The sequence below is a fragment of the Moraxella canis genome, assembly GCF_002014965.1.
GTDB lineage: Bacteria > Pseudomonadota > Gammaproteobacteria > Pseudomonadales > Moraxellaceae > Moraxella > Moraxella canis.
On sequence record NZ_MUXT01000009.1, the window covers coordinates 124,490 to 149,883 of the forward strand.

20 protein-coding genes and 1 tRNA gene are annotated in these 25,394 nt (G+C 47.5%); 11 read left to right on the forward strand and 10 right to left on the reverse strand.

The genetic code is table 11. The features are described 5' to 3' along the window. The first annotated feature begins 48 nt into the window (after positions 1-48). Both B0180_RS08790 and B0180_RS08795 read left to right on the forward strand, forming a co-directional pair. On the forward strand, positions 49-1,833 hold the full coding sequence (locus B0180_RS08790; RefSeq protein WP_078256578.1) for a DUF2157 domain-containing protein: 1,785 nt from the start codon (positions 49-51) through the stop codon (positions 1,831-1,833). After that, entirely contained in the window at positions 1,820-2,338 is a 519-nt protein-coding gene (locus tag B0180_RS08795) for a GDYXXLXY domain-containing protein (protein ID WP_078256579.1), read from the forward strand. The genes B0180_RS08790 and B0180_RS08795 overlap by 14 nt, the downstream gene beginning before the upstream one ends. Here the strand turns inward: B0180_RS08795 and ruvC are convergent. After that, the gene (ruvC, locus tag B0180_RS08800) at positions 2,335-2,925 is read right to left on the reverse strand and encodes a crossover junction endodeoxyribonuclease RuvC (RefSeq protein ID WP_078256580.1); all 591 of its coding nucleotides are present in this window, start codon (positions 2,923-2,925) and stop codon (positions 2,335-2,337) included. The genes B0180_RS08795 and ruvC overlap by 4 nt on opposite strands. A 119-nt stretch (positions 2,926-3,044) precedes the next feature. Here ruvC and B0180_RS08805 point away from each other — a divergent pair, with 119 nt between their 5' ends. After that, positions 3,045-3,626, forward strand: coding sequence for an FxsA family protein (locus B0180_RS08805; RefSeq protein ID WP_078256581.1), 582 nt, complete (start codon positions 3,045-3,047; stop codon positions 3,624-3,626). A 23-nt stretch (positions 3,627-3,649) separates the two neighbouring features. On the opposite strand, the gene B0180_RS08810 is transcribed toward B0180_RS08805, so the two are convergent. The 3 genes from B0180_RS08810 to murD all read right to left on the reverse strand — a co-directional run bounded on the left by B0180_RS08810 (position 3,650) and on the right by murD (position 7,918). Then, the gene (locus B0180_RS08810; protein ID WP_078256639.1) at positions 3,650-5,044 is read right to left on the reverse strand and encodes an MATE family efflux transporter; all 1,395 of its coding nucleotides are present in this window, start codon (positions 5,042-5,044) and stop codon (positions 3,650-3,652) included. A gap of 126 nt (positions 5,045-5,170) precedes the next feature. Further along, entirely contained in the window at positions 5,171-6,346 is a 1,176-nt protein-coding gene (locus tag B0180_RS08815) for an FtsW/RodA/SpoVE family cell cycle protein (RefSeq protein WP_078256582.1), read from the reverse strand. Between the two features lie 171 nt (positions 6,347-6,517). Beyond that, entirely contained in the window at positions 6,518-7,918 is a 1,401-nt protein-coding gene (murD, locus tag B0180_RS08820) for a UDP-N-acetylmuramoyl-L-alanine--D-glutamate ligase (RefSeq protein ID WP_078256583.1), read from the reverse strand. 202 nt (positions 7,919-8,120) lie between these two features. Here murD and glnK point away from each other — a divergent pair, with 202 nt between their 5' ends. Further along, on the forward strand, positions 8,121-8,459 hold the full coding sequence (gene glnK, locus B0180_RS08825; RefSeq protein WP_078256584.1) for a P-II family nitrogen regulator: 339 nt from the start codon (positions 8,121-8,123) through the stop codon (positions 8,457-8,459). 98 nt (positions 8,460-8,557) lie between these two features. Here the strand turns inward: glnK and B0180_RS08830 are convergent, their stop codons facing one another. The 3 genes from B0180_RS08830 to B0180_RS08840 form a co-directional block, all read right to left on the reverse strand. Further along, on the reverse strand, positions 8,558-8,923 hold the full coding sequence (locus B0180_RS08830) for a hypothetical protein (protein WP_078256585.1): 366 nt from the start codon (positions 8,921-8,923) through the stop codon (positions 8,558-8,560). A gap of 199 nt (positions 8,924-9,122) precedes the next feature. Further along, entirely contained in the window at positions 9,123-9,371 is a 249-nt protein-coding gene (locus B0180_RS08835; protein ID WP_049236893.1) for a hypothetical protein, read from the reverse strand. Between the two features lie 26 nt (positions 9,372-9,397). Continuing rightward, complete coding sequence (locus tag B0180_RS08840; RefSeq protein WP_078256586.1) at positions 9,398-10,450, reverse strand: DNA/RNA non-specific endonuclease; 1,053 nt, start codon at positions 10,448-10,450, stop codon at positions 9,398-9,400. A gap of 97 nt (positions 10,451-10,547) precedes the next feature. On the opposite strand from B0180_RS08840, the gene mutY reads away from it, so the two are divergent. Beyond that, the gene (mutY, locus tag B0180_RS08845) at positions 10,548-11,780 is read left to right on the forward strand and encodes an A/G-specific adenine glycosylase (RefSeq protein WP_078256587.1); all 1,233 of its coding nucleotides are present in this window, start codon (positions 10,548-10,550) and stop codon (positions 11,778-11,780) included. A 35-nt stretch (positions 11,781-11,815) separates the two neighbouring features. On the opposite strand, the gene B0180_RS08850 is transcribed toward mutY, so the two are convergent. Beyond that, positions 11,816-12,796: a polyprenyl synthetase family protein gene (locus B0180_RS08850; protein ID WP_078256588.1), complete on the reverse strand. Its 981-nt coding sequence runs from the start codon at positions 12,794-12,796 to the stop codon at positions 11,816-11,818. A 207-nt stretch (positions 12,797-13,003) separates the two neighbouring features. Here B0180_RS08850 and B0180_RS08855 point away from each other — a divergent pair. After that, a tRNA-Phe gene (locus B0180_RS08855) sits at positions 13,004-13,079 on the forward strand. Positions 13,080-13,133: 54 nt separating this feature from the next. Here B0180_RS08855 and B0180_RS08860 read toward each other — a convergent pair. Then, complete coding sequence (locus tag B0180_RS08860; protein WP_078256589.1) at positions 13,134-14,090, reverse strand: D-2-hydroxyacid dehydrogenase; 957 nt, start codon at positions 14,088-14,090, stop codon at positions 13,134-13,136. Between the two features lie 187 nt (positions 14,091-14,277). On the opposite strand from B0180_RS08860, the gene rapA reads away from it, so the two are divergent. Beyond that, a complete protein-coding gene (rapA, locus tag B0180_RS08870) occupies positions 14,278-17,142 on the forward strand; it encodes an RNA polymerase-associated protein RapA (RefSeq protein ID WP_078256590.1) in 2,865 nt (954 codons plus the stop codon). Positions 17,143-17,228: 86 nt separating this feature from the next. Next, the gene (locus B0180_RS08875) at positions 17,229-18,743 is read left to right on the forward strand and encodes a YifB family Mg chelatase-like AAA ATPase (RefSeq protein WP_078256591.1); all 1,515 of its coding nucleotides are present in this window, start codon (positions 17,229-17,231) and stop codon (positions 18,741-18,743) included. A gap of 101 nt (positions 18,744-18,844) precedes the next feature. Here the strand turns inward: B0180_RS08875 and B0180_RS08880 are convergent, their stop codons facing one another. Further along, positions 18,845-20,995: an NADPH-dependent 2,4-dienoyl-CoA reductase gene (locus B0180_RS08880; protein ID WP_078256592.1), complete on the reverse strand. Its 2,151-nt coding sequence runs from the start codon at positions 20,993-20,995 to the stop codon at positions 18,845-18,847. 257 nt (positions 20,996-21,252) lie between these two features. Between B0180_RS08880 and B0180_RS08885 the strand changes: the two genes are divergently transcribed. From B0180_RS08885 to glnD, 3 genes are all read left to right on the forward strand, one after another. After that, on the forward strand, positions 21,253-21,582 hold the full coding sequence (locus B0180_RS08885) for a protein tyrosine phosphatase family protein (RefSeq protein ID WP_049237051.1): 330 nt from the start codon (positions 21,253-21,255) through the stop codon (positions 21,580-21,582). Positions 21,583-21,729: 147 nt separating this feature from the next. Further along, on the forward strand, positions 21,730-22,518 hold the full coding sequence (map, locus tag B0180_RS08890; RefSeq protein WP_078256593.1) for a type I methionyl aminopeptidase: 789 nt from the start codon (positions 21,730-21,732) through the stop codon (positions 22,516-22,518). Positions 22,519-22,631: 113 nt separating this feature from the next. Next, positions 22,632-25,382, forward strand: coding sequence for a [protein-PII] uridylyltransferase (gene glnD, locus B0180_RS08895; protein WP_078256640.1), 2,751 nt, complete (start codon positions 22,632-22,634; stop codon positions 25,380-25,382). Positions 25,383-25,394 lie beyond the last annotated feature (12 nt).

Below are 25,394 nucleotides of genomic sequence, written 5' to 3' on the forward strand. Positions count from 1 at the left end.
TAGTTTTTGCTATAATAAATCTTGATCAATTGATTTTGGGGATGGGGTATGGCGCAGCTCAATTCATGGCGACACTCTCAAAGACCGTCTCAGTCCTCCTTTGATAGCTTATCGCAAGCACTGGTATCGGCTCAGATGCTTGGTGCCTTTAAGCTCTTTGGTGCGGCTTTGGTGGTGGCATCAGTGGTGTATTTGTTTGGGGCGAATTGGTTATTATTGCCAAATATCATTAAGCTTGCCATGGCGCCAGTGTTGATGCTGCTATTGGCGCTGATCAGCTTGCGCACAAGCGGCTTATGGATGAGTGTGCTGCATACTGCTACAGGCGTGATGAGCGGCTTATCACTTGCTGCAGTGGGTCAAGTCTATCAGACAGGCGCTGACAGCTTTTGGTTATTTGTGATTTGGTCTATCCTACTTGTGCCTTGGCTGTACCGTAAAAACTTGGGCGTCTATTTGCTATTATCAGCCGTATCACAGATAGCACTTTGGTTATATTTTGATCAAAGTAACCATCAAGTTCATACTTTAGCGCTGTCATCGGCAGCACTTTTTATCATTCAATATGTGCTTTTCGGTCGTGATAAGGCGTCATTATGGGTGATGAGCATTGGACTGGTTGGCTTGTCCTTATTTGCTGCACTAAACTTTCATCATCAAGACACATGGGGGCTGCAGCTGCTTTGGCTTTTCATTGCCATGGCGCCTTTGGGTGTGTTCGTGCTCTCAAAGCGGCAGGTGCTATTGATGGCAACTGTTTTGACGGGCGTTACAACCAGCCTGTTTATATTGGTTTTGGCGTATTTTAATGTGCGCAGCTTTTGGGTGTATGCATTGGCTGCACAGCTGTGGTTTGGGCTATGTGCTTGGGGGCTGTATCGCTATGTTGGGACGCATAAGAATAAGTACGCAATGCACATACCACTGCTTGCCATTGGGGGCTGGTTATCGTGTTTGTTTGTCATTTTTGGATTAGTAACTTGGGTTGATGATACCTATGCTCTATGGGGCGCTTTGGCGACCATCGTGGGCTTGGGGGTGTTATGGCGTGGCACGGTGGCTTATTTTCGTCATTTGGGCTACTCGTCCGTGATGATTGGGATGGGTCTGATTGCGCTTGGATTATCTGAATCCTTTGAATTGAGCGCCTTAGGAATATTAAGCTTGGTTTGGCTACCCATCCTAGGCGTGTTGTATCGCTTGCGTGTGCATTGGCTGTATTTGCTGCTGCATATCTTGGGGTGGTATGGCGCACTCATGGGCTATGCGCTGTATCTGGATACGATGAGATCCAGTGATCTATACGGGTCTTGGGGTGTTTGGTCGGCAATGGTGTACGGCTTGGGATTAATGGGATGCGTCTTATTGATGCGTGAAGGCGTGTATTGGCGCACGGTGAGCGGCTTTATCTTGTCGATCGCGGTGGGGTTTGGTGTGATGACCACATTACCCATTGGCATACCACCGTTTTGGTCGGCGCTGGGTCTGTTAGCGATCTTGGGTGCTTTATTGATGCGACTGCCGCCATCACAGAGCCTAAAATTAAGCGTGCTTGGACTTTTGGCTGGCATTGGCTTTGCGCCCATTTTGGCGGTCATCTTGGTGTTTGCTAGTGCGCTTAGCAGGCAAGATCGCTTAATGACGATCTTATCCATCCTTGTGGGGATTGGGCTGTTATGGCTGATGTATTACCAGCTTTCTGTGCCATTTTTGGTGAAATTTATCATCATTTTGAGCAGTGGTCTATTGATGACGATCGTGGCAACTGTGTTAGATGAACGATCACAACATGGTGAGCTTGAACAAGCGGGGGTAAAAGATGCAAAAGCTTAAGTGGATGCCGATCGCCATCGCAGGGCTGACCTTAGTTGTGGTGATGGTGATGGTGCTGGGTTATGAAAAGCGGCTTGATCAGGGGCGGATTATTTATGCTAAGCTTGCACCGCTTGATCCGCGCTCATTGATTCAGGGGGATTATATGAATCTGGCGTATGAGCTGAATGCTAAGGAAGGCGATGCCTATTATGGCGAAAGAAAGCTTGGCTATGCGTCTTTGTCGCCACAAAATGTGATTACAAGTATTCAGTGGACGCCTAGCGCTGATCAAAAAATATGGCTAAAAAATCACTGGGGACGCTGGCAGCTGCCCATTGATAGCTTTATGTTTGCAGAAGGGCTGGCGGAGTGCTATGACAGTGCCCAGTTTGCCAAAATCTCTGTCACAGATGACGGTAAAATGATGCTGATTGATTTGGTGGGCGACTCATTACAGGATTTGGATTGCCAAAGTCAAGCGTCATGGTGGCAGGGCGGATTGGTTAGGGTGCATCCAAATTAACGATTTTTGAGCTTAAGCAGTGATTCTTCATCTAAGCGCCAACGACCTTTTTTCTTACTGCCAGTACGGCTGCTTAGAGTGCTTGCGCCAAATAACTTATGCATCGAGTGTGATGAGTGGGCATGGCAGATCGCACACGCCAGACCATCGGCGGCATCAGCTTGGGGAATGACATCCAAAGATAAGATGCGGCAGACCATGGCGGTTACTTGGTCTTTATCGGCAGCACCATAGCCACAAACGGCTTGCTTAATTTGACGGGCGGTGTATTCGCTGACTTGTAAGTCTTGAGCTGTCAATGCAGCGATGGCGGCGCCGCGAGCTTGTCCAAGCTTGAGGGCGGAGTCGGGATTGGACGCCATAAACACTTGCTCAATGGCAGCCTGAATCGGCTGTTCGCTGTACTTTTGATAATGACCGACAATCCGAGATACCCCAGCAAAAATCTGAGCAATTCTTTCGGTGATCTCGCTGCTATTGGTTCGGATGGTGCCAGCATCCAAAAAAGTCAATTTGTCATTATCTGTACTGATAATGCCGTAGCCAGTCATGCGCGAGCCAGGATCGATGCCAATAATTAAAGTCATAAAATATTACAAAAAGCCAAGTAGATGACAAAAGACGCTTGAAAACTTGCCAAGCGTCCTAATTTATTGGTAGTATAGCGTATTTTATCTATTTATTAAATCTTTTGAAGGAGATGGGCATGGGTGCATTGGTGGGCATTGCCTTGATTTGGTTCATCATTGAAATGCTGATTTGGTATCTTGCCGCTCAGTTTATCAGTGGTTGGTATGTGTTTTTTTGGTTTATCATCGCAGCGATTATTGGAATTTCATTATTAAGAAAAGCTGCAGGCACCCTAAACCCGATGGCACAGCAAATGAAAGCCATGCAAAATGGTGTGATCCCCAACCCTGCCAATCAGCCTGCCGAATCTAAGATCACCAAGTCCATCGCTTTGGGTATTGCAGGGATTTTATTTTTATTGCCAGGTCTTTTGACGGATGTGGTTGCAGCAGTACTGCTTTTGCCAGTTGTTCAAAATAAACTCACCGCCGCCGCCAAAAATTATGCCGCCAAAAATCAGGATAAAATGATGCAAATGATGGCGCGCCAAATGGGCGGTCAAAATCCTTTTGGGGGCATGGGTCAAAATCCATTTGGTCAAGGCGGGATGAAATCAAACCCTTTTGGCAAAAATAGCGGCTTTGGAACCACTGTGGACGGCGAAGCGAAGACAATTAATAAAGATGTCAAACGCATCAATTCTGCTAATGATGAATAAAAAATAGCCCTAAGTGGGCTATTTTATATGGTGCGAATGCGTGCTTGCGCGATGACTTTTTTACTGTGAATTTCAAGATACCAAAGCAGTAACGCTGCCGCCACCCCAAGTGAAATCACCAATGCCGCCCAAAAGCCATGGATTCCCATACCGCCTTGAAACGCCATAAAATAGCCAGGAATCAAGCCGCAGCCCCAAAAAGCAATGATATGAATTACCATCGGAATGGTGGTGACCTTATATCCGCGCAGCGCATAACTTGCCACGCATTGGACTGCATCGACCAGCTGAAAAGCCGCGGCATACAAAATAATACCGCCTGCTAAGGCAATGACTGCCATGTCATCGGTGTACATGCTCGCCAAAGGATAACGAAAAACCACCAAAAAAATCGCCGTGCCTACTGAAGCGACCATGGCAGTGACGATTGAGACGCCTGAAATATAGCGAGCACGGCTAAACTCTTCGCGCCCAAGGCTGTATCCAACGCGCACAGTCGCAGCACTGCCTAGGCTTTGGGGAATCATGAAAATCAAGCTTGTCAGGCTAATGACCACCTGCTGAGCGGCGACATAATCTTCGGTATTGCCATCAAGTTTTGCAACCAAAAACATGATGCAGGTGAATAAACTGACTTCAATAAAAAATGATAAACCAATGGGAATCCCTAAGCGTGTCATCTCAATCAAGGCTTTGGGGTTGGGTAAGCTGAATTTATCCATCAGACCAAAGCGTTTAAGCTGTTTGTCCTTGATGATCAAAATCCATAAAATGAACGCATTAATCCAAAATACAATCGCTGTCGCCAGTCCGCAGCCTGCGCCGCCAAGTGCAGGCATGCCAAACTTACCGTACACAAAAATCCAGTTCAAGGGGATATTGATAAAAAAACACAGCCAACTGACCCACATGATGACTTTTGGCTTATTAAGGCTGGAAGCATAGGCATGCAAAGCACGATGTATCATTGCCGCAGGCATGGCAAGTCCGATGAACCATAAGTAGCGCTCAGTAATGATAAACGTGCTCTCACTGACATCAAGCCACAGCCGAAACGGTGTGATAGCAAGCCACATGAGCACCATCCCAAGTATGCCCATGATCAAACCATACCAAAGCCCTTGCCGTCCCATTTCACCGACTTCATGCGAGCCTTTGGCGCCAAAGAGTTGGGCAATCATGGGGTTAAGTGAAGTCATCACACCCATCAAAGTCACATAAACAGTAATAAACACACTGCTACCAAGCGCCACTGCCGCCAAATCGCCTTTACCGGCGCCGCCTGCCATGACGGTGTCAATAAAACTGGTACCTACCTGTGCCACCTGCGCAAGCAAAATCGGCATCCCGAGGTGTATCAGGGCAGACAGCTCTTTTTTGTAGGTGGTGTACTGAAAACGGTTGATGTCTAATAACATATTGACACATCGATAAAAAATAAAAATATCGTCAGATAAGATGAATGATGCTAACAAATCGTGATGACAAATTGATAACATGCCAAGCAAAGGCAGCGAATCGCTCACGCTTGGCAGGGTATATGGTCAATATTTGTCGTTAAGGCGCTGATTGTGGATCTCAAGGCTTTCTTTATCCACCCGAAGCACAAAGCCAATCATAATCAAAAGCACCACCATAGAAGAGCCACCAAAGCTAAAAAACGGCATGGTTAAACCTTTGGTAGGTGCAAGTCCCATAGTCATACCAGCATTGATGATGACCTGCCCAAATATCACCACCGCAAAACCAAAAACGGTATAACTTAAGCGAAGCTGACGACGTTTTAATGCTCTTAGGCTAATGACCATGATGCTAAGAATGATCAGCGCCTCCAACAACAAAACCACCGCCACGCCCAAAAAGCCCAATTCCTCGCCTGTGATGGCAAGCAAAAAATCAGTGTGCGCCTCGGGTAGGTGTGATAATTTTTGGACGCTGTCCCCATACCCGACACCGCTTAATTGTCCACGACCGTAAGCGATCAAGCTGCGTGCCAGCTGAAAATCCGACCCTTGGATATCATCAAAGGCATCAGTAAAAGACAAAATACGCTCACGGCGATAAGGCTCAAGCCAAGCCGCCACGATGCCCAAAACAATCGCCATGAATAAAATCCAGGCATACTGTAATGCCGGTGCACCGCTCACGAAGATGATCACGATCAAAGTGGCAAATAGCACCAATACAGTACCAAAGTCTGGCTGAAATAGCAGTAATCCACCTACCGGTAAATACCACACCAATAAGCGTACCCCGGTGAAAACATTGTCGCGAATCTCAGCAGATCGGCGCACGACATAATCTGCAGTCACAAACACCATCACAGCTTTGGCAATTTCACCGGCTTGTAGGTTAAACACTCCAAGGTCAAGCCATCGCCGTGATCCATTAATCACTTCACCGAAGAATGCCGTAAGTATTAGCAGTCCCAAAGCTGCCACCCACATCAAAAATACCACATTCATATGCGTTCTGTGATAATAAAATCTCAAAGGAATGCGATAAACAGCCATCGCAAAGATACCGCCGATGACAACATATGCCAACTGATACCAAAAAAATCTCAGCGGTGCAAGATCACGCGCGGCAGAAAAAGGAATGGATGCCGATGCAATCATCAAAAGACTGATACAAATGATTAGGCTCAAACTGGTAAGTAATACCGTTCGTGGATTGAGCCTATCAAAAAAACCAAGAAATTTATCGGAAAATTGAGACATGAGCGCTGCTGTGAGTTGGTTTTGTATAAACTGACTATTATAACGGATTTTTGAATTGAAAATGCAGAAATTTCAAGCGATTTGGTCAAGCTGATCTGTAGTGGCACTCTGTGTGACAAAAGCCATGCCTAAATTAATGCACATAAAAGGCACAGCTTTTGTGTGGATGGATTAAATGGATGCGTGGGGTAAAGCATGAACCATCTCAACGAACTTATCACCGCGCTCATTATAATTTTTAAATTGATCCATACTGGCGCAAGCAGGCGACAAAAGCACAGCCTTGGCACCGCTTTGACTGGCTGCTAATACCGCCCGATCAAGTGTGCCAACATGATGGATTTTGGTCGCAAGATGTGCGTCACCTTTGAGCAGATCTTGCTCGATCACAGGGGCGTCTTGACCGATCAAGTACACGCCATCCACCCACTGTGCGACATATGCTGATAGCTCACTAAAATCTTGACCTTTGCCAAGCCCGCCCAAAATCAGCGCCAGTGACGATGCGCCATAAACAGTGCCCAATCCATCAATCGCTGCCATGGTTGAGCCGATGTTTGTACCTTTGGAATCATTAAAATACGCCTTGCCATCGATATCATCAATATATTCACAGCGGTGCGGTAGACCTTTAAAAGTCTTAAGAGTCTCAAGCATGGCATCCATTGGAAGATTGGCAGCCATGCCCAAAGCAAGCGCAGATAAGGCGTTGAGTAGGTTATGCTTGCCTTTGATTTTTAATTGATCAATGGGCAAAAGCTTATGATCTTGATGATATAGCGCCATGCCATCGCCATCGTCAAACAAATAAAAATCTGCTGCTTGGTTCTTAAGTGAGCTGTCTGTCATGATGATGGTATGATTTGGGGCGCTGTTTTCAAGTGTGCTTATGCATTGCTTTGCCAAATCGGCATCGTCTTGGCAGATGATGGCTGTTTGGCATTGATCAAAGATGCGCAGTTTTTGTGCCAAATAATCTGCCATGCCATCATGTCGATCAAGATGATCGGCTGAGATATTTAAAATGGTTGCTGCTTGGGCGGATAAATTTGAGATATGCTCAAGCTGAAAACTTGACAGCTCAAGCACCACCAAAGCCATGTTTTGGATGTTTAATAACTCAAGCGCAGGCGTGCCAATATTACCACCGACGCCGACGATGACGCCTGCGCGTTTTGCCATCTCGCCGACAAGCGTGGTGACGGTGCTTTTGGCATTTGAGCCTGTGATGGCGATAATTGGGGTGCTTGTGGCTTTGGCTAAATCTTGTGCTTTGAGCGCATCAATGAACAACTGAACATCGCTGACCACAGGGATGCCTTGGGCTTTGGCGGCGGCGATGCTTGGAGTTCTTGGGTCGATGCCAGGACTGATGACGATCTGATCGGCTGAGCTTAATAGCTCACTGTCCAAGCTACCAAAGTGACAATGAACCGCTGTGGGCAGCTGATCTGCCAAGGCAGGGCTGGGATTGCCATCGATGACGCTGACTTGGTGACCGTGATTGATCAAAAAATTCACAGCTGACAGCCCTGAGCTGCCCAAACCGACTACAGCATATTTTTTTGACATAATAGTTTCCCACAATGATAATCACGATCTGTGGACTATTTTAACAGGTATTGACACTAAGTGGTAGCAGGCGGCGTACTGTGATGAACATCCAGATATCGAAGCGGTGAATTTTTACAAAATGATGTTGTGAATTATCGTCTTGCCCTATATAATAATTTTGTCATGATTAATATACATTGCCAACCGCCAAGGAATATTTATGAAACTGATTTCTGCGATTATCAAGCCTTTTAAACTCGATGATGTGCGCGAAGCACTCTCAGAAATCGGCGTCAACGGCATCACCATCACCGAAGTCAAGGGTTTTGGTCGCCAAAAAGGTCATACTGAGATGTATCGTGGGGCGGAATATGTGGTTGATTTTTTACCAAAAATCAAAATAGAGATTGCGTGCAGTGATGAGATGGTCGATGCGATTATTGAGTCAATCATCAAGGTTGCAAATACAGGGAAAATTGGTGACGGTAAGATCTTTGTCAGTCCGCTTGAGCGTGTCATTCGCATCCGAACTGGCGAATATGATGAAAATGCGTTATAAAGTCATCCATCAGAGTTAATGACAGACAAATAATAGACCCAAACAAAAATGGCACTTAAGATGATTAAGTGCCATTTTTGGTGAATAAGCTAAAATCGTTATTGCTTGACGCCTGTTTGGGTGCCAGCGATGCTCTTGATGGTGATGTTATTACCATTCACTGTGATAGTAACATTTCCTTTGATAGGCAGGGTCGGATGAGCGCCTTTACCTTTATACTTGCCACCACCTTGGCTGGAGATGTCGGTCAAAACTGTCGCACCTTCACGCTTTTTGGCTTTGTCAGTCAAGCCTTGTGTCATCACGCCTTGATAGCCGTTGCCAGCTTTACTGATTGTGATGATGGCTTTTTCTTCGCCTTTTTCGCTCATTTTCCACTTACCGACGATGGCATCATTGGCATATGCCGACACAGATAATAAAGCACCTGCGCCTAGGGTAAGTAGTTTGGTAGATAATTTCATATAAGCTCCTTTTATGTATTGATCCGTATTGCAAAACTCCAAAGAATGGTCGATCGACTTTGACTATACAAATTTGAATTGACCACTAATTTGCATTATAGCGAAGCTTAAGACCATTTGTAAACACTTAATGTGAAATTTTTGTCATAAGTTGGCAGAGTGATTATCTGCCGCAATCATTTAAGTGACAATCCCTATGCTAAGCAAAAGGATTATCAACTTGTTCAGGCGGCAGCGTATCATGAGCTTGTATCTGATCTAAGGGCTCGTTTTCAAGTGCTGCCACCAGCCGATTGGCAAAATCTTGTAAAGCGACCGCTTGAGCCAGACCATCTTGGCATTTGGTGATACAAAGCTCGCCAAAGATTTGCACAGCATCAAAGTGATTTTCGATGGTCAAATCTCCAATGGTCAGCACTTGGTCATCATTTTTAAAAGGATGTATCATGGGTATTCCTTGGGGCGTTTGTTTTATTAGGCACGGTTTAGCACTTCAAAGACATAGCGCATGGCGCTGATGGCTAACTCAAACCAACTGCTTGGCTGATCATCAATTACCTTTTGCTCTGATTTTTGATTGTTGCTGGGTTTGGGTAAATCATAGGCGCTCTGGCGAATCTTGGCGGGCAGCGATGGCATGGCGCTGATGCCTGTCAGGCGCGTGAGCTCATCTAGACTGATGATTTGATAATTTTCGGTGTTGTCATTGGAAGAAAAATAGACACCAGCAGCCGATAAGCTTGGAATATATACCGCCTTAAAAAAATGGCTGGGCACCAGTACTCGCCCGCCAATGCGTTCAGAAGTCTTACCCAAAAAAGCAACACCCGTCACGACATACACCTCTCCATGCTTGATTGCCAGTTGGCGAGTCTCTGTTTCGATATGGCGCCACAGATGGCGGTTGTGTTCGCCATTTTGGGGTGCGATATTGGCTAGGCTAAAGCTGTCATATTGTGATTCAGTGGTCGCCATGTCGCCATTTGGGGCGATATGCCCACGATCATAACCTGAGCGTCGATAGTCAGACAGCTCAGCGCGTTCGTCGGCAGGCAGCCTAGGTTCTGCCCGAAAGCTATCAACACGCGCTAAGGTTCTGGCTTGATTGATGCGCGACTTGGTCAGATGAGATGCTGACCATAGCGGCGTGCGTGCGATGCCAGAATGTAGGGTGGCGAATCCTTCAAAGCATAAAGCACGTGCCATGGCGGACAATCGTTCGCCTTGCTTACCGATCAGGGTTGGTGCTTGTCGATTGGCAAACTGATCCTGACAGTCGCTAAAGCTTGTATCAAATGAACGCACGCTGACGATCTTATCGTCATGAGCTTGCTGATTGGGATCTTGATATAAGCGGTCGCTCTCCGTGCTTTTGACGATCGTTTGCTTAATGGTCGTGGTAATGTGATTTGTCAGCTGTTCTGCTGAACTGATGGCGCTGTCGTTGGCATGAGCAGAACTTGTCGCACTGATCATGGTAATCAGTAGCCAGGCTGACAGACGCTTTGGGCGTTTAAAATGGATCATAGCAGTGATGTGTCATGACTTTTGGGTAGATATAGTCATTGTAATTCATTGATAAGGTTTTTATAATGGCGTTTTTAGATTTTAACAGCTTTTTGATATGACAACAACCAAAACCCCAGGCACTTGCGCGGCAGCTCAGATGAGTGAGCAGGGCGTTTATCCATCTGATGAGCAGCAGCATCACTTTGCTAAGCGGCTACTGGCATGGTTTGAGCGGCATGGTCGCCATGGACTGCCTTGGCAATACCATCATCAGTCATCGGCGGATATTTATGCCGTTTGGTTGTCTGAGATCATGCTGCAGCAGACACAAGTGGTTACGGTACTGAAATTTTTTGAGCCGTTTTTGGCGCGCTTTGGGACGGTGCAAGCGCTTGCTGCGGCAGAGTGGCAAGATGTGGCGCCTTTTTGGGCAGGACTTGGCTATTATGCTCGGGCAAGGAACCTGCACGCAGGCGCGCGGCAGGTGGCTGATTTCATTGGGACTCACGGCAGATTTCCTGAAACGGTCGATGAGTGGCAAGCAATCAAAGGGGTGGGGCGATCGACAGCTGGGGCGATCGTTGCGATGGGTGTCAAGAAGTTTGGCGTCATCTGTGATGGTAATGTCAAGCGTGTTTTGACACGCCATCGTGGGATTTTGGGTGATATTACAAAAAGTGCGACTGACAAGCGCCTTTGGGAGATTGCCACTGCTCTCACCCCAAAAGAGCGCAGCGGGCACTATGCCCAAGCGATGATGGATTTGGGTGCAACGATTTGTACGCGCACCCAGCCCAAATGCGATCTGTGCCCTGTGGCGGGCGACTGTATCGCTTATGCGCTGGACGCACAAAGCCAAATGCCTGTCAAGAAAAAAGCACCACCCAAGCCGCATCGGCACAGTATCGCCCTATCCATCACGCATCGCGGACGCACTTTATGGCTGCATCGCCAAAACGGCGGCGGCATCTGGGATGGGCTTTGGAGTCTGCCGATGTTTATGTTGCCTTTGGATGATGATAAACAGCTTAACAACAACACCTTAAGCGACGCCATTGTAAAGGCGTGGCAAAGCGATGATAAGGCGCATGATTTGGCGCACAGCCAGCTCATTGAGATCTTGCCTATGCCCACACAAGGCTCAAAAGTCCATTTGCGCCATACACTCACGCATTTTCATTGGCATCTATATGCAAGGTTGATTGATATTAATGACGGTCAATTTCAGCAGATCGATCAAGCACTTACTGCTGTTGGTATCGACTATCTGTGGACAGATACACCCCATGATTTAGCGCTGCCTGTCGCCATGCAAAAGCTGCTGACGCTCAGTGACGACCCTGCCTAAGCAGCCGATCTAGCCTTGCCATCATAGTCTAGGTATCAAAATTTTCTTTTTTGGAGCCAGTCTGTGATTTGAAGTAGTAAATTGTCACTACCCCAATGTTTAACCTCTGCTCTGGCTTCTTCAAACAGCTCATTGGCGTAATCTTGAGCGCCGTCTACACCCAGTAATTTGACATAAGTGGATTTTTCAAGTTTTTCGTCACTGCCAGATGGCTTGCCCAAAGTTGTGGTATCGGCGGTGACATCCAGCACATCATCTTGCACCTGAAACGCCAGCCCAATCGCGCGAGCATAGCGCTTAAGATGACCTAAAGCTTCGGTTTGTGCGCCTGCACATACAGCGCCCATCATCACCGATGCTTCAATGAGCGCGCCAGTTTTATCACGGTGAATGGCTTCTAGCTCATCTTGGGTGAGCGTTTGGTTTTCGCCTTTGATGTCTAGCATTTGCCCCGATACCATGCGCCGCGCGCGAGTGCTTAAGATTTGAGTGAGTCTGTATGCCACAGCTTCATCAGCGGGCGCCTCTTCATAATATTCAGACAGCACCTCAAAAGCGATGGACTGAAGCGCATCCCCTGCAAGCAGCGCAACATCTTCGCCATACACAATATGACAAGTCGGCTGCCCGCGGCGCAGCGCATCATCATCCATACAAGGCAAATCATCATGAATCAAAGAATAGGTATGAATCAGCTCAACCGCCATCATGGCGCGACATACCATTTGTAATTTTTTGGTCAAATTATTTTTATGATTGTTATGATCGCCTGTTTGAATAAGCATCAAAAAGGTCGATAATACTAAGAGCGGACGCACACGCTTGCCACCATTACTCATCGCATAGCGGCAGGCTGCGTTCAGTGGCTCAGGTAGGCTCGCCTGCGTTAAAATCAAGTCTAATAGCTTGGGCAGGTGTTCGGATTGCCACTGACGCACCTGATCAAGATGCTTGGCATTTTGGACGAAGGCAGTAGTGTGAGGCGTGCTAAAATCGAATATGAAATCGTTAGACATGATAAATTTAGATATTTTATGATAAATGGGCGACCGATAAGTGCTTTATCATACCTTAAATTGTTAAATTTTGGCATGATTTTGGTGGAGAAATTGCCTAAAAAATCTGAAAATTTGATAAAAATTCCCTATTTTTAAGAAAAATCTGTCATTTTAATGAAAAACACTTGACCGCTACCGCTTTTTTTGGTTTAATACGCGCACTTTGGCGTGATAGCTCAGTTGGTAGAGCAACGGATTGAAAATCCGTGTGTCGGCAGTTCGATCCTGCCTCTCGCCACCATCTTTAAAAAAGCCTTTTGAATATTCAAAAGGCTTTTTTTCGTGATCAGATGCGTTAGGGATGATCGGTTTGAGGGTTATTGATAAAATCGGTGACTTGATTGGCTAAAATTCCCCAAAGTTTTTCTTGAGCAGCAAGACTACCCCAGGCATTATGCGGCGTAAACAGTACGCGCGGATGATCGGCGATGTCAAGCAGCGGATCATTGTCGCTAAAGGGTTCAGACTCAAATACATCCGAGGCATAGCCTAAGATCTGATCGTTGCCAAGCGCATGAACGATGTCTGCGCCACACACCACGCCGCCGCGAGCAACATTGATGATCAGTGGTTTTTTGTGCATTTTGGCGAGCGTATCGGCATTGATCAGGTGCTTGGTGTCATCCGTTAAGGGGCAGTGCAAACTGATCACATCACTGCTATTTAGCACAGTTTCAAACTCGGTGTATTCTGCACTGCGTGGCGCTTTGCCTTGATGTTCGGCGTATAAGACCGTCATGCCAAATACTTTTGCCAATTCACCCACGCGTCGCCCAATCGCGCCTGCACCGATAATGCCAAGCGTTCGACCATGTAAATCAAATAGCGGCTCATTTAATAGACAAAACCGTCCATCTGCTTGCCAAGTGCCATCGGTGGCGCGCTGATGATAGTATTTGGCGCCGCGCATGACTGAAAGCATCATCATCAAAGTATGCTCAGGCACGCTATTTACCGAATACCCTGCGACATTTTTAAGCGCGACACCTAAGTCTTGACAGGCTTGTTTATCGACATTATCCATACCAGTGGCGGTCAGTTGGATGAGCTTAAGCTTTGGTAGAGCGTTTAAAATATCGCGCGTCATCATCACTTTATTAGTAATCACAATCTGAGCGTTGCTGCACCGCGCGATGATGATCTCATCATCCTGTGGGGTTTGGTCGTAGATTTGATAGTCTGTCACACCGTCGGGGGTGGGCAGGCGCGCCTGCGCAGAGAATGTACCTGCATCCAAAAAAACAGCTTTCATTGGTCTTGATCCTTTCCATAAATGCGTTCGTTTTTCATTATATCATGAGCCATGACTTTTCAAATCTTGAAAATATTGCCCTGAATAGCCATAAAGAAAATTAATGTAAATTCTACTTATTTTTAGTAAAATAGTAAGTTTGCCAAAAGCAAGCAATTTTGAAAATAACACACGAACTGAGTATTTTATGAGCGATAATTTTGCCATTGGTCAGCGTTACTTATCCGACAGCGAATCAAGCCTAGGGCTTGGCGTGGTGATTGATGTTGATGACCGCTGTGTCCATATCTTATTTCCCCAAAGTGAAGAAACGCGCGTCTATGCCAAGGCGTCTGCGCTGCTGTCACGGGTGGTGTTTTCAGCGGGCGACGACATCACCGATCAAGAGGGTAATTTGTATCAAGTGGCCAGCTGCGAAAATATCGCAGGCGTGATGCGCTATCATTTGACGTGCGGCAAAAGCTTGATGGAGACGCGGCTTGCGGCAAATATCACTTTATCAAAACCGCTTGAGCGTCTGCTGGCGGGACGTATCGAAGGGGCGGATTGGTATGAGCTGCGCCAAGATGCACTGCGCATTCAGGCGATGCTTGCGCGCCATCCGCTGCGTGGGCTGATTGGAGCGCGCGTTGATATCATTGCTCATCAGTTGTACATCGCGCATGAGGTAGGTAAGCGGCTTGCACCCCGCGTACTACTGGCAGATGAGGTGGGGCTGGGTAAGACCATCGAAGCTGGTCTGATCATGCATCAGCAAATCCTGACAGGCAAGGTGAATCGTGTGCTTGTGCTTGTGCCTGACAGCTTGCAATATCAATGGATGATTGAGCTTAAGCGCCGCTTTAATTTAGATTTTGCGCTGTTTGATTTGGTGCGCACCGCTGCCATCAAGGAGCACAATCCCGATCAAAATGTCTTTTTGACCGAGCAATTCATCATCGCAGGTATGGATTTGTTACTTGATCATCGGGATTTGTATGAGCAGGCGTATGCAGCAGGTTTTGATTTATTGGTTGTTGATGAGGCGCATCATCTGCATTGGGACCCTGAACAAGGCGGTAATGATAAGTATGACTTGGTCGCTGATTTTGCTGCCAGTATCGCAGGTGTGCTGCTATTGACCGCGACACCTGAGCAGTTGGGCGTAGAGAGTCATTTTGCGCGTCTGCGCCTGCTTGATCCGCACCGTTTTGATGATTTGGATGATTTTATTGCCGCTCAAGATGCCTTTGAGGATGTAGCGATGGTGGCATCTTTGTTGATTGATGGTCAGGATTTGAGTGCCAAGCAAATCCGTGCAGTGGCAGGACTTTTGGGCTTTGAAGAAGTGGAGTTGGCGGATATTAATGCCAATGAACGCTTGCGCACGCATGTGATTAATGAGCTTTTGGATCGTCATGGCACAGGGCGCATTTTATTCCGTAATACGCGTGATAGCGTCCAAGGGTTTTTTGGGCGTACCAGCATTCCTTATCCACTGCTTTTGCCAACGGCATGGCAAAACACGCACTACACCCAAGGTAAATTGCGTGAGCAGCTGTGGGGTGAGGAGCAATATCCAGATGGTGCATGGCTTGAGCATGATCCCAAAGTTGCTTGGCTAATTGGGCTATTGCGTCAAGAGCTTAAGCACAAAAAAGTGCTGCTCATCGCTCGCAGCGGCGCTACCATCGAAAGCTTAGAGGCGGTGCTTCGGCTGCATGCAGGCATCAAGACTGCGATCTTTACTGAGCAGATGAGCTTGCTTGAGCGCGACCAAGCGGCGGCATATTTTGCGGATGACGCTGGCGCACAGATTTTATTATGTTCTGAGATTGGCTCGGAGGGGCGTAATTTTCAGTTTGCCCAAGACTTGGTATTATTTGATTTGCCTGCCAATCCTGATACGCTTGAGCAGCGCATCGGTCGCCTTGACCGTATCGGTCAAATTGCGCAGATTCAGCTTCATGTGCCTTTCGTGATGGGCACTGCCCAAGAGCGTCTGTATAATTGGTATGATGGTGCGCTTAATATCTTTAATCAAATCAGCCCCACGGCGCAATCCGTTCAAGAGGCTTTTATCGCAGAGCTAAAGCCGCTGCTTGAAGGTGCTGACACGCCCCAAAATCGTGAAAATTTAGCCATGCTCATCGCTCAAGCGTCTGTCTATCGCCAAGAGCTAGAAGAAGCACTACAAGCAGGTCGTGACAGACTGCTTGAGTACAATTCATGCCGCCCGAATGTCGCAGCGCGCATTGAGGTCGCCATGCGTGAGCTTGATGATAACAAATTGCTACCGCTGTTTTTGGATCGCTATTTGACGGCGGTGGGCATGGATTATAGTGTGCAGCGTGATGGTTCATGGATTATCCATCCGATTGATGCCTCTGAAGTTGATGTGGAAGGCATCGAAAGCCTGCCTTTGGATGAAGATGGCATGACTTTGACCTTCAGCCGACAGCAGGCGCTTGCTCGTGAGGACATGCATTATATGACCTATGAGCATCCGCTGATCCAAGCCATCCTTGAGATGATTTTGACAGGTACTTTTGGTAATACGCAAGTTGGACTGCTCAAATCAGCGGCGCTACCAAAAGGGATGCTGATGATCGAAAATCAGTTTCGTATTGAGGCGATCGCCGCCAAGTCGTTGAATTTATCGGCTTATTTGCCCAAGCAAAGCTTGCGCGTATTTTTGAGTGAGCGTGGAGATGATCTAAGTCAAGTCGCCACCAGTGAAAAAATTCTACCGCTCATTGACCGCTTGGATAAAGGGCGGGCTCGCCAAGTTGCCAAGGCGCGTGCAGCCGTCATTGACGCCAGAACCCAAGATGCCAAACGCATTGCAGGTGCGCAGCTTGATCAAATCAGCGCCCAAGCCAAAACTGCTTTTGGCGATTATATGAATAAAGAAATTGGGCGACTGGTTCGCCTGCAGGCGATCAATCCTAATGTCCGCGACGATGAGATTTTAGCACTTGAAAAGCTCAAAGCTCAAGGTTTGCAGGCGCTTGATAATTTATCGCTTGTGCCCGACAGTATTCGAGTGTTGGTGACGGTTGCGCCTGACTGAGTTTGGCGGTATGCATTTTTCTTCCCAAAAGCCGCACTGATCGGCGGCTTTTGGGCTTATTTTTTTATTATTAAGCGCTTATTTTTATGTCATTTGCCAAAGTTTTTACGCGTTCGGTTGTTGGATTACAGGCGCCGCAAGTATTTGTTGAAGTTCATCTCTCCCAAGGGCTGCCAGCCTTAACCATCGTCGGGCTGCCCGAAGCTTCGGTGCGCGAGAGTAAAGATCGGGTGCGATCGGCGCTGATTAATTCAGGATATGAATTTCCCAATCGCCGCTTGACGATCAATCTTGCGCCTGCCGATCTGCCAAAAGATGGGGCGAGACTGGATCTACCGATTGCGATGGGTATTTTGGCGGCCAGTGGTCAGATTGATGATAAGGTCTTGGCAGATTTTGAATTTGTAGGAGAACTTGCGCTCAATGGCGAGCTTAGACCTGTTTCTGGTGCACTTGCTATTGCTCGCGCCATTAAGTCTGCCCGTCATGATGACAAGCCTCGCACGCTGATTATGCCAAGTATGAACGCCTGTGAAGCGGTGAAGGTGGGTGATATGACGGTGCTTGCTGCTGATCATTTGTCAGCGGTTTGTCGTCATTTGGATGTGGTGAGCGGCATCAGCCAAAATCAAGCGGATATCTTGCCGTCAGCGACTTTGCCACATCAGCCCCAAGTGACGCAGTACGCGTATGATTTGGCAGATGTCAAAGGACAGCATCACGCACGCCGAGCGCTTGAGATTGCAGCGGCTGGCGGTCACTCGATACTATTTACAGGGTCACCTGGATCAGGCAAGACTTTGATGGCATCGCGCCTGCCCAGTATTTTGCCGCCCCTGACCGAGGCAGAAGCCTTGGAGGTGGCGAGTATCTACTCGATTGCAGGCGCGGAGTATGCCTTTGGCGAGCGACCTTTTCGTGCCATCCACCACACCATCTCTGCCACCGCTTTGGTTGGCGGCGGCTCAAAACCCAAACCTGGTGAGATAAGCCTAGCTCACAAAGGCGCAATTTTCCTTGATGAGATTCCAGAATTTGATCGTAAAACACTCGAAACCTTGCGCCAGCCCATCGAGTCCAAGCAGATAACCATCTCTCGCGCTAATGCTCAGGTATCATTTCCTGCTGACTTTCAGCTGATCGCTGCCATGAATCCTTGCCCTTGTGGGTATCACGGCGACACTACGAACCGCTGCCGCTGTCGACCTGAGCAAATTAAAAAATATCAAGATAAACTATCAGGACCTCTGCTAGATCGCATCGATTTACACATTACCGTACCTGCATTGCCTATCGAAGATTTACAAAGCGCGCCAAAGGGTGAGTCATCAGATGAGGTCCGTCAAAGAGTCATGGCAGCACGCGATATGGCAGTGACCCGTCAAGGCAAAGCCAATTATGAGCTGACAGCCAGTGAACTTGATCAAGTCGCCATATTGGGTCATCAAGAACAGCAAATGCTCAAGATGGCTCAATCCAAGCTCAACTTATCTGCTCGCAGCTATCACCGCACCTTACGCGTGGCGCGCACCATCGCGGATTTGGCTGCCAGCGAGCACATCAAAACAGCGCATGTGGCAGAAGCTTTAAGCTATCGATGATTGAATTCAAATAATCACGCTGACATGCTGCCTGATAAAATCTCCCAAGCCATAAAGCTTTGGGAGATTTTATCATGTTAACTAATTGAAAGATAAGGATTTTATAATCTTACAGCCAGCTCAAAACCTTCTCGAATGGCTCGCTTGGCATCGAGTCGAGCAGAAGATTTGGCACCACCAATCACCTGATAATCTGCCTTGGGCGTGTCGCCAAGCTTTGGCATCAAGTCATTGACGGACTCTTGACCGACGCACAGCACAACCGTATCGACGCGCAGAAGCTGAGACTTGCCATCAATAGTGACCCACAAGCCTTCGTCGGTGACTTTATCATAATTAGCGCCTGCAATCTGAATAACGCCGGCTTGTTTGATGGCGGCTTTGTGCACCCATCCGGTGGTTTTATTTAGTGTTTTACCCAGCTTACCTTCGCTGCGCTGCAGCAGATATACTTGACGCGCAGGGGTGGCGTAATTGGGCTCAACCAGCGCACCTTTGGGCTGATAATGTGCCTGCTTATCCACGCCCCAATGTGTAAAAAACGCATCGGCATCCATTGCTTTGGGCTTATAAGTTGCATCATTGACGGCATCGGATACACTGCTGCCATGCGTCAAAAATTCAGCCACATCAAAGCCAATACCGCCTGCGCCAAGCACCGCCACACGTTCGCCTGCAACTTTTTGACCGGTCAAAAGCTCGCTATAGCTGATCACTTGTGGCAAATTTGCGCCTTCAAGTGTAGGCAGCATGCGTGGAACCACACCTGTAGCTACAATCACATGGTCTGCCGCTTCTTGATCGAGCATGGCTTTATCTACCACAGTGTTTAGGTGCACGGTGATATTTAGGTGCTTGATTTGTTCGCGGAAATATCGGATCGTCTCAAAGAATTCTTCTTTGCCCGGGATCACTTTAGCCATATTAAACTGACCGCCAATGTGCGCGCGCTGCTCATAGATTGTCACTTCATGCCCACGACTGGCGGCAGTCACAGCCGCTGACAGACCTGCCACCCCTGCACCAACGACGATGATTTTCTTGGGCTTTTGGGTGGGTTTGACGCTGATTTCGCTTTCAAAGCACGCCAAAGGATTGACCAAACAAGAGGCGCGCTGATTGGCAAAGGTGTGATCTAAACACGCTTGATTACAGCCAATACAGGTGTTGATCAGATGCGCTTGATTGCTTGCAGCTTTATTCACCCAGTCGCTGTCCGCCAAAAAAGGACGCGCCATCTGCACCAAATCTGCCTGACCGCTCGATAAAATCTCTTCGGCAGTCTCAGGCATGTTGATGCGATTGGCGGCAATCACTGGGACGCTGACGGCTTGTTTGACGGCGGCGGTGTAGCGCGTAAACGCAGCTCTAGGCACGCTCGTGACGATGGTGGGAATGCGCGCTTCATGCCAGCCGATGCCAGTATTAATTATACTTACGCCTGCCGACTCTAGGGCTTGGGCAAGTGCGATCACATCTTGCATGGTCGCGCCATCTTCGACCAGCTCAATCATCGATAGGCGGAAAGTGATGATAAAATCCACGCCTGCCGCTTCACGCACTGCACGCACCACTTCGACAGCAAATCTCATGCGATTTTCTAAGCTGCCGCCGTACTCATCTTTGCGTTTATTAGTGCGTGCGGATAAAAATTGATTGATCAAATACCCTTCAGAACCCATGATTTCAACGCCATCATAGCCTGCTTTCTTGGCAAGTTTGGCGGTATGGGCATAATCAGCGATGGTTGATCGGATGTTGTTTTGGCTCATTTGCCGCGGCTTAAACGGTGAAATGGGCGATTTGATTGGGCTTGGCGCCACCACAAAAGGATGATATCCATAGCGTCCTGAATGTAGAATTTGTAATAAAATCTTAGCGCCATGCTTATGCACCGCTCGGGTCACGCGCGCATGATGTACCACATCGCCCAAGCGATTGAGCGTGCCGCCCACAGGCGTCAGCCATCCTTCACGGTTGGGCGCGATTCCACCAGTGATGATGAGTCCTACGCCGCCTTTGGCTCGGGCTTCAAAATAAGTAGCCAGCTTGCCATAATTATAAAATCGGTCTTCAAGACCTGTGTGCATCGAACCCATTACAACACGATTTTTGAGTGTGGTAAAGCCCAAATCCAGGGGCTCAAATAAATGTGGATAGTTGCTATCAAGGCTTGATGTTTGGGGATTGGTATCAGGTGCTTTGGTTGGGATGATGTTGGCTAGACGCTGTTTTAAAAATGGTAATGGCATGGCTAATCCCTATCCTGTGGCTTGTCATCACGCTGACGGATGGGCGAGCGATGACTTGCTGAAGCTATAAAAAGTGATGAATAATATCCCCCAAATTTTAGCATATTTTTAAGACAATCAAACAGGATTTTTGGCATTTGACTCATGGGTCATTCGCACCTGCTCGATCCTATGGCGTAAGCGGTGAAATGATTTGCCAAATCATCCAAATCGGAGTAAGCTAATATCAAATTTGGTTAAAATTTTAAGGAAAAATTATGAGCGAGCTGATCACCATTTCAGGTCAAATCACCCCCGATGATGTCAAAGCGCTGGCAGATCAGGGCTATAAAACACTGGTAAACAACCGCCCAGATAACGAAGAACCCAATCAGCCCTTATCAGACGAAATCGCCAAGGCTGCCAAAGAGCATGGCATTGAGTATCGCCAGATTCCATTCTCAGGCGGGATGCTCGAGATGCATCATGTGCAAGAGTTTGCAGATTTTTATAATCAAAGTCAGCGTCCGCTTCACATCTTTTGCCGTACGGGCAACCGCTCAAGTGTGATTTTGCAAGCAGCGCGCGAGCATGATTTGCTTGACTGATCCTGACATCTGATTTTAAGCCCAGTCTGATTGTGCGACTGGGTTTTTCATTGGCGCAGCCATAGCTGATCATACCAAAGATGGCATCCAAATGACTTTTGCGGTAAAATAGCTGGCGAACTCATTAAGATACTAAAGCTGACTATGATGAATAAAAATATCCCGATTTTAGATGATGCCGCCATTGAGAAAATGAAAATTGCCGGCAAACTGGCTGCTGATGTCTTGGTGATGCTAGATGAGCACGTCAAAGTTGGCGTCAGCACTGGCGCTCTTGATGACATCGCGCATCAGTACATTCTTGACCACGGCGCCATCCCTGCACCGCTGAACTATAATGGGTTCCCCAAGTCGATCTGCACCTCAATCAATCATGTGGTCTGCCACGGTATCCCTGATCACGAGCGTTTGTTAAAAGAAGGTGATATCATTAATATTGATATTACGGTCATCAAAGATGGCTACTATGGCGATACTTCTAAGATGTGGATCGTCGGTCAAGGTTCGGTCATGGCTGAGCGCATTTGCCGAGTGGCACAAGACGCGTTGTATGCAGGCATGAAAGTGGTCAAAAATGGCGCGCATTTGGGCGACATCGGCGCTGCCATCCAAGCGGTGGTTGAGCCTGAGCGATTTAGCATTGTGCGCGAGTTTTGTGGTCATGGCATCGGTCAGACTTTCCATGCCGAGCCCCAAGTTCTGCACTATGGTAAAGCAGGTACAGGCGTTGAGCTAAAAACAGGCATGGCATTTACCATTGAACCGATGATCAATCAAGGCGTGTGGCAAACCAAAGTCATGAAAGATGGCTGGACTGCCATCACCAAAGACCGTAAACTGTCCGCCCAATGGGAGCATACCTTAATCGTCACCGATAACGGCTGCATCGTAACGACAGTGCGCCCCGAAGAAGATTTAAGCTTTTTAACAAGCTAATGGCTAATTGACTAATTTATCTGGATCAGGGCAGCTTAGGCTGCCTTGATTTTTCTTGTTGCTGATGATGAATTTGTGCTAGGATGAAGCGTATTTTATATGATGGATTGATCATGCCAAATTCTACCGCCCAAAACTTTTCGCACTTAGCCAAGTCTTGCCATCTTGATATCACGCTGCCCCCGCCCATTCAAGACTCATCGCCAGACAGCGCCGTGATTCACGCTTATCTAAATCAGCTTAATGAAGCCATCGACGCCCAAGTCGTCGCTCATGGCATTGATGCGCCTCATCATATCGCTGATCTGATCAAAGTGCGCACGCTTGCGATCGATATGATCTTGGTGCAGTTGTTTGATTGTTATCAATTTCCCAAGGATTTTGCGTTATTTGCGGTGGGCGGGTATGGTCGCGGCGAGCTTTTGCCGGCTTCGGATGTGGATATCTTGCTGATCGGCGATAAAATCAACCAAGCTGCCAAGCTGATCGAGTCTTTTGTGGCGATGCTTTGGGATATTGGTATTACGCCGGCTTTTTCGGTGCGAAGTGTCGATGAGATGCGCACTGCTGTCAGTGATCAGACCATTGCTTCTGCCATGCTTGAGGCAAGGATTTTGGTGGGTAATGAGGCTTTATCTAAGCTGCCTAGCCAGGTCGTCAAAGCGGTTTGGGATGCCAAATCATTTTATGATGCTAAAATGGCAGAATCCAAAGCCCGCTATTTGGCGCACAATGCCACAGAATATAATCTTGAGCCAAATATCAAAAACGCACCTGGCGGTCTTCGGGATATCCACATCATTGGATGGTTTGGGCGATTTTATTTTGGCAGCTCGGATATCGCATCCCTTGCGACCACTGACTTTATCAACGAAAACGAGTGCGCCATCTTGCAGGCAGGTCAGCACTATTTATGGTGCATTCGCCATCATTTGCATACATTGGCAGGTCGTGGTGAGGATCGGCTGTTATTTGACTACCAAAAAGCGATCGCCGAGCGGTTTGGCTATTATACGCGGACTTCAGATACCACTCACCGAGAGGTGACTCAGGCTCTAGAGGCGATGATGCGTGTGTATTATCAACACGCCATGAAAATTGCGGCTTTTTCAGAAGTGCTGTGCGAATATTTTTATGAAAACTATTTGGCAACCACGGCGCGTCTGATTGATATTGACGAGACATTTTATCTGATGCAGTCTGATTGTGATCATCAGTCAAGACCTGCCAAAATTGCCATTCGCTGCTCAGATGCGTTTTTGGTAGATCCTGCCAATTTATTAAAAATTTTTTTGGTGATGGGTCAAAAGGGCATTCGTCAGATCGCAGCAAGCACGCTTCGGGCGATTTATGCGGCTAGCGATGTGATTGATGAAGACTACCGAAATAACCCCATGCATCGCCAATTATTTTTAGCCAATTTACAAGAATTAAATTACCTATTTCATCGCTTGCGTCTGATGAAGCGCTTTGGGGTGCTTGGGAATTATCTACCTGCTTTTGGCAAAATCATGGGGCTTATGCAGTATGATTTGTTCCATCGCTATACGGTGGATGCGCACACTTTATTATTGGTGCGCATACTGCATCGCTTCGGTGATGATCGCGTTGACAATCAAGATAAATATGGACTGGTGACCGAGGTTTATCAAAGAATTGCGCGTAAAGACATTTTGGTGATCGCTGCGATTTTTCATGATATCGCCAAAGGTCGTGGGGGTGATCATTCTAAGCTTGGGGCGGCTGATGCTTATGAGTTTTGTGTGTCGCATGGCATGAGCGAGACAGACAGCGAGCTTGTGCGATGGTTGGTATTAGAGCACTTGACGATGTCGCTGATTGCCCAAAAACAAGACATCAGCGACCCTGAGGTGATTGCCAAATTTGCTGAATTTACCAGATCCATTACTCGGCTAAATCATTTGTATGTCTTGACTGTGGCGGATATGAATGCGACGAATAGTCAGCTTTGGAATACTTGGCGCGCCACGCTGCTCAAGCAGCTGTATGTCAGCGTCCATCAAGTTCACAGCTTGGGCAGCCACATTGTCGATAAAGACATCGTCATCACCAATCGCAAAAATAAAGCGCAGAATCTCTTGCCTATGGTAGAGAATCATCGACTAAAGGCGCTTTGGGATGGCTTTGGGGAGGAGTATTTTTTAAAACAAAAGCACATGGATATCGCTTGGCAGTCAGCCGAGATCTTAGCGGCAGAACATAAGCTCAAACAAGGCGAGCCAATCATCGCCATCCGAGAGCATGGCGATGTGTCCTTACGAGGGATGCAGCTGCTGATTTGTGCGCCCGATCAGGATAATTTATTTGCCACGACGGTTTGTATTTTGGATCAGTTGGGGCTATCGGTGCTTGATGCGACGATTTTATCGGCAAGTATAGATGGCATCAGTACGGCGGTGGATTCTTATGTGATCATAGATCGATTATTGCCGACGGACAGTAGCATGCCGCTGCTGATGAGTCCTGAGCGTACCAGTCAGATGATATCAGGACTTAAGCAGGGTCTAAAAGCTGGCGGTGTGCATGCGCCTTCGAGAGTCTTTGAGATGGATGGTAAACTTAAACATTTTACCGTGCCCACCCAAGTTCACTTTTCTGAAGCAACATCATTGGCGCACCAAGGGCATCACAAAATGCACCTGATCACCAAAGATCGACCGTCACTCCTTGCCAAAGTCGGTGCGGTATTTAGCGAGCTAAACATCCAAGTGCATGGCGCGCGTATCACGACGCTCGGCGAGCGTGCGGAGGACGTGTTTTATTTGAGTGGATTGCAGGGCGCGTCTTTGGACGATGAGACTTTGGCTCAATTAAAAGATGCCATCATTCAGGCGCTTGGCTAAAGCAAGATGATG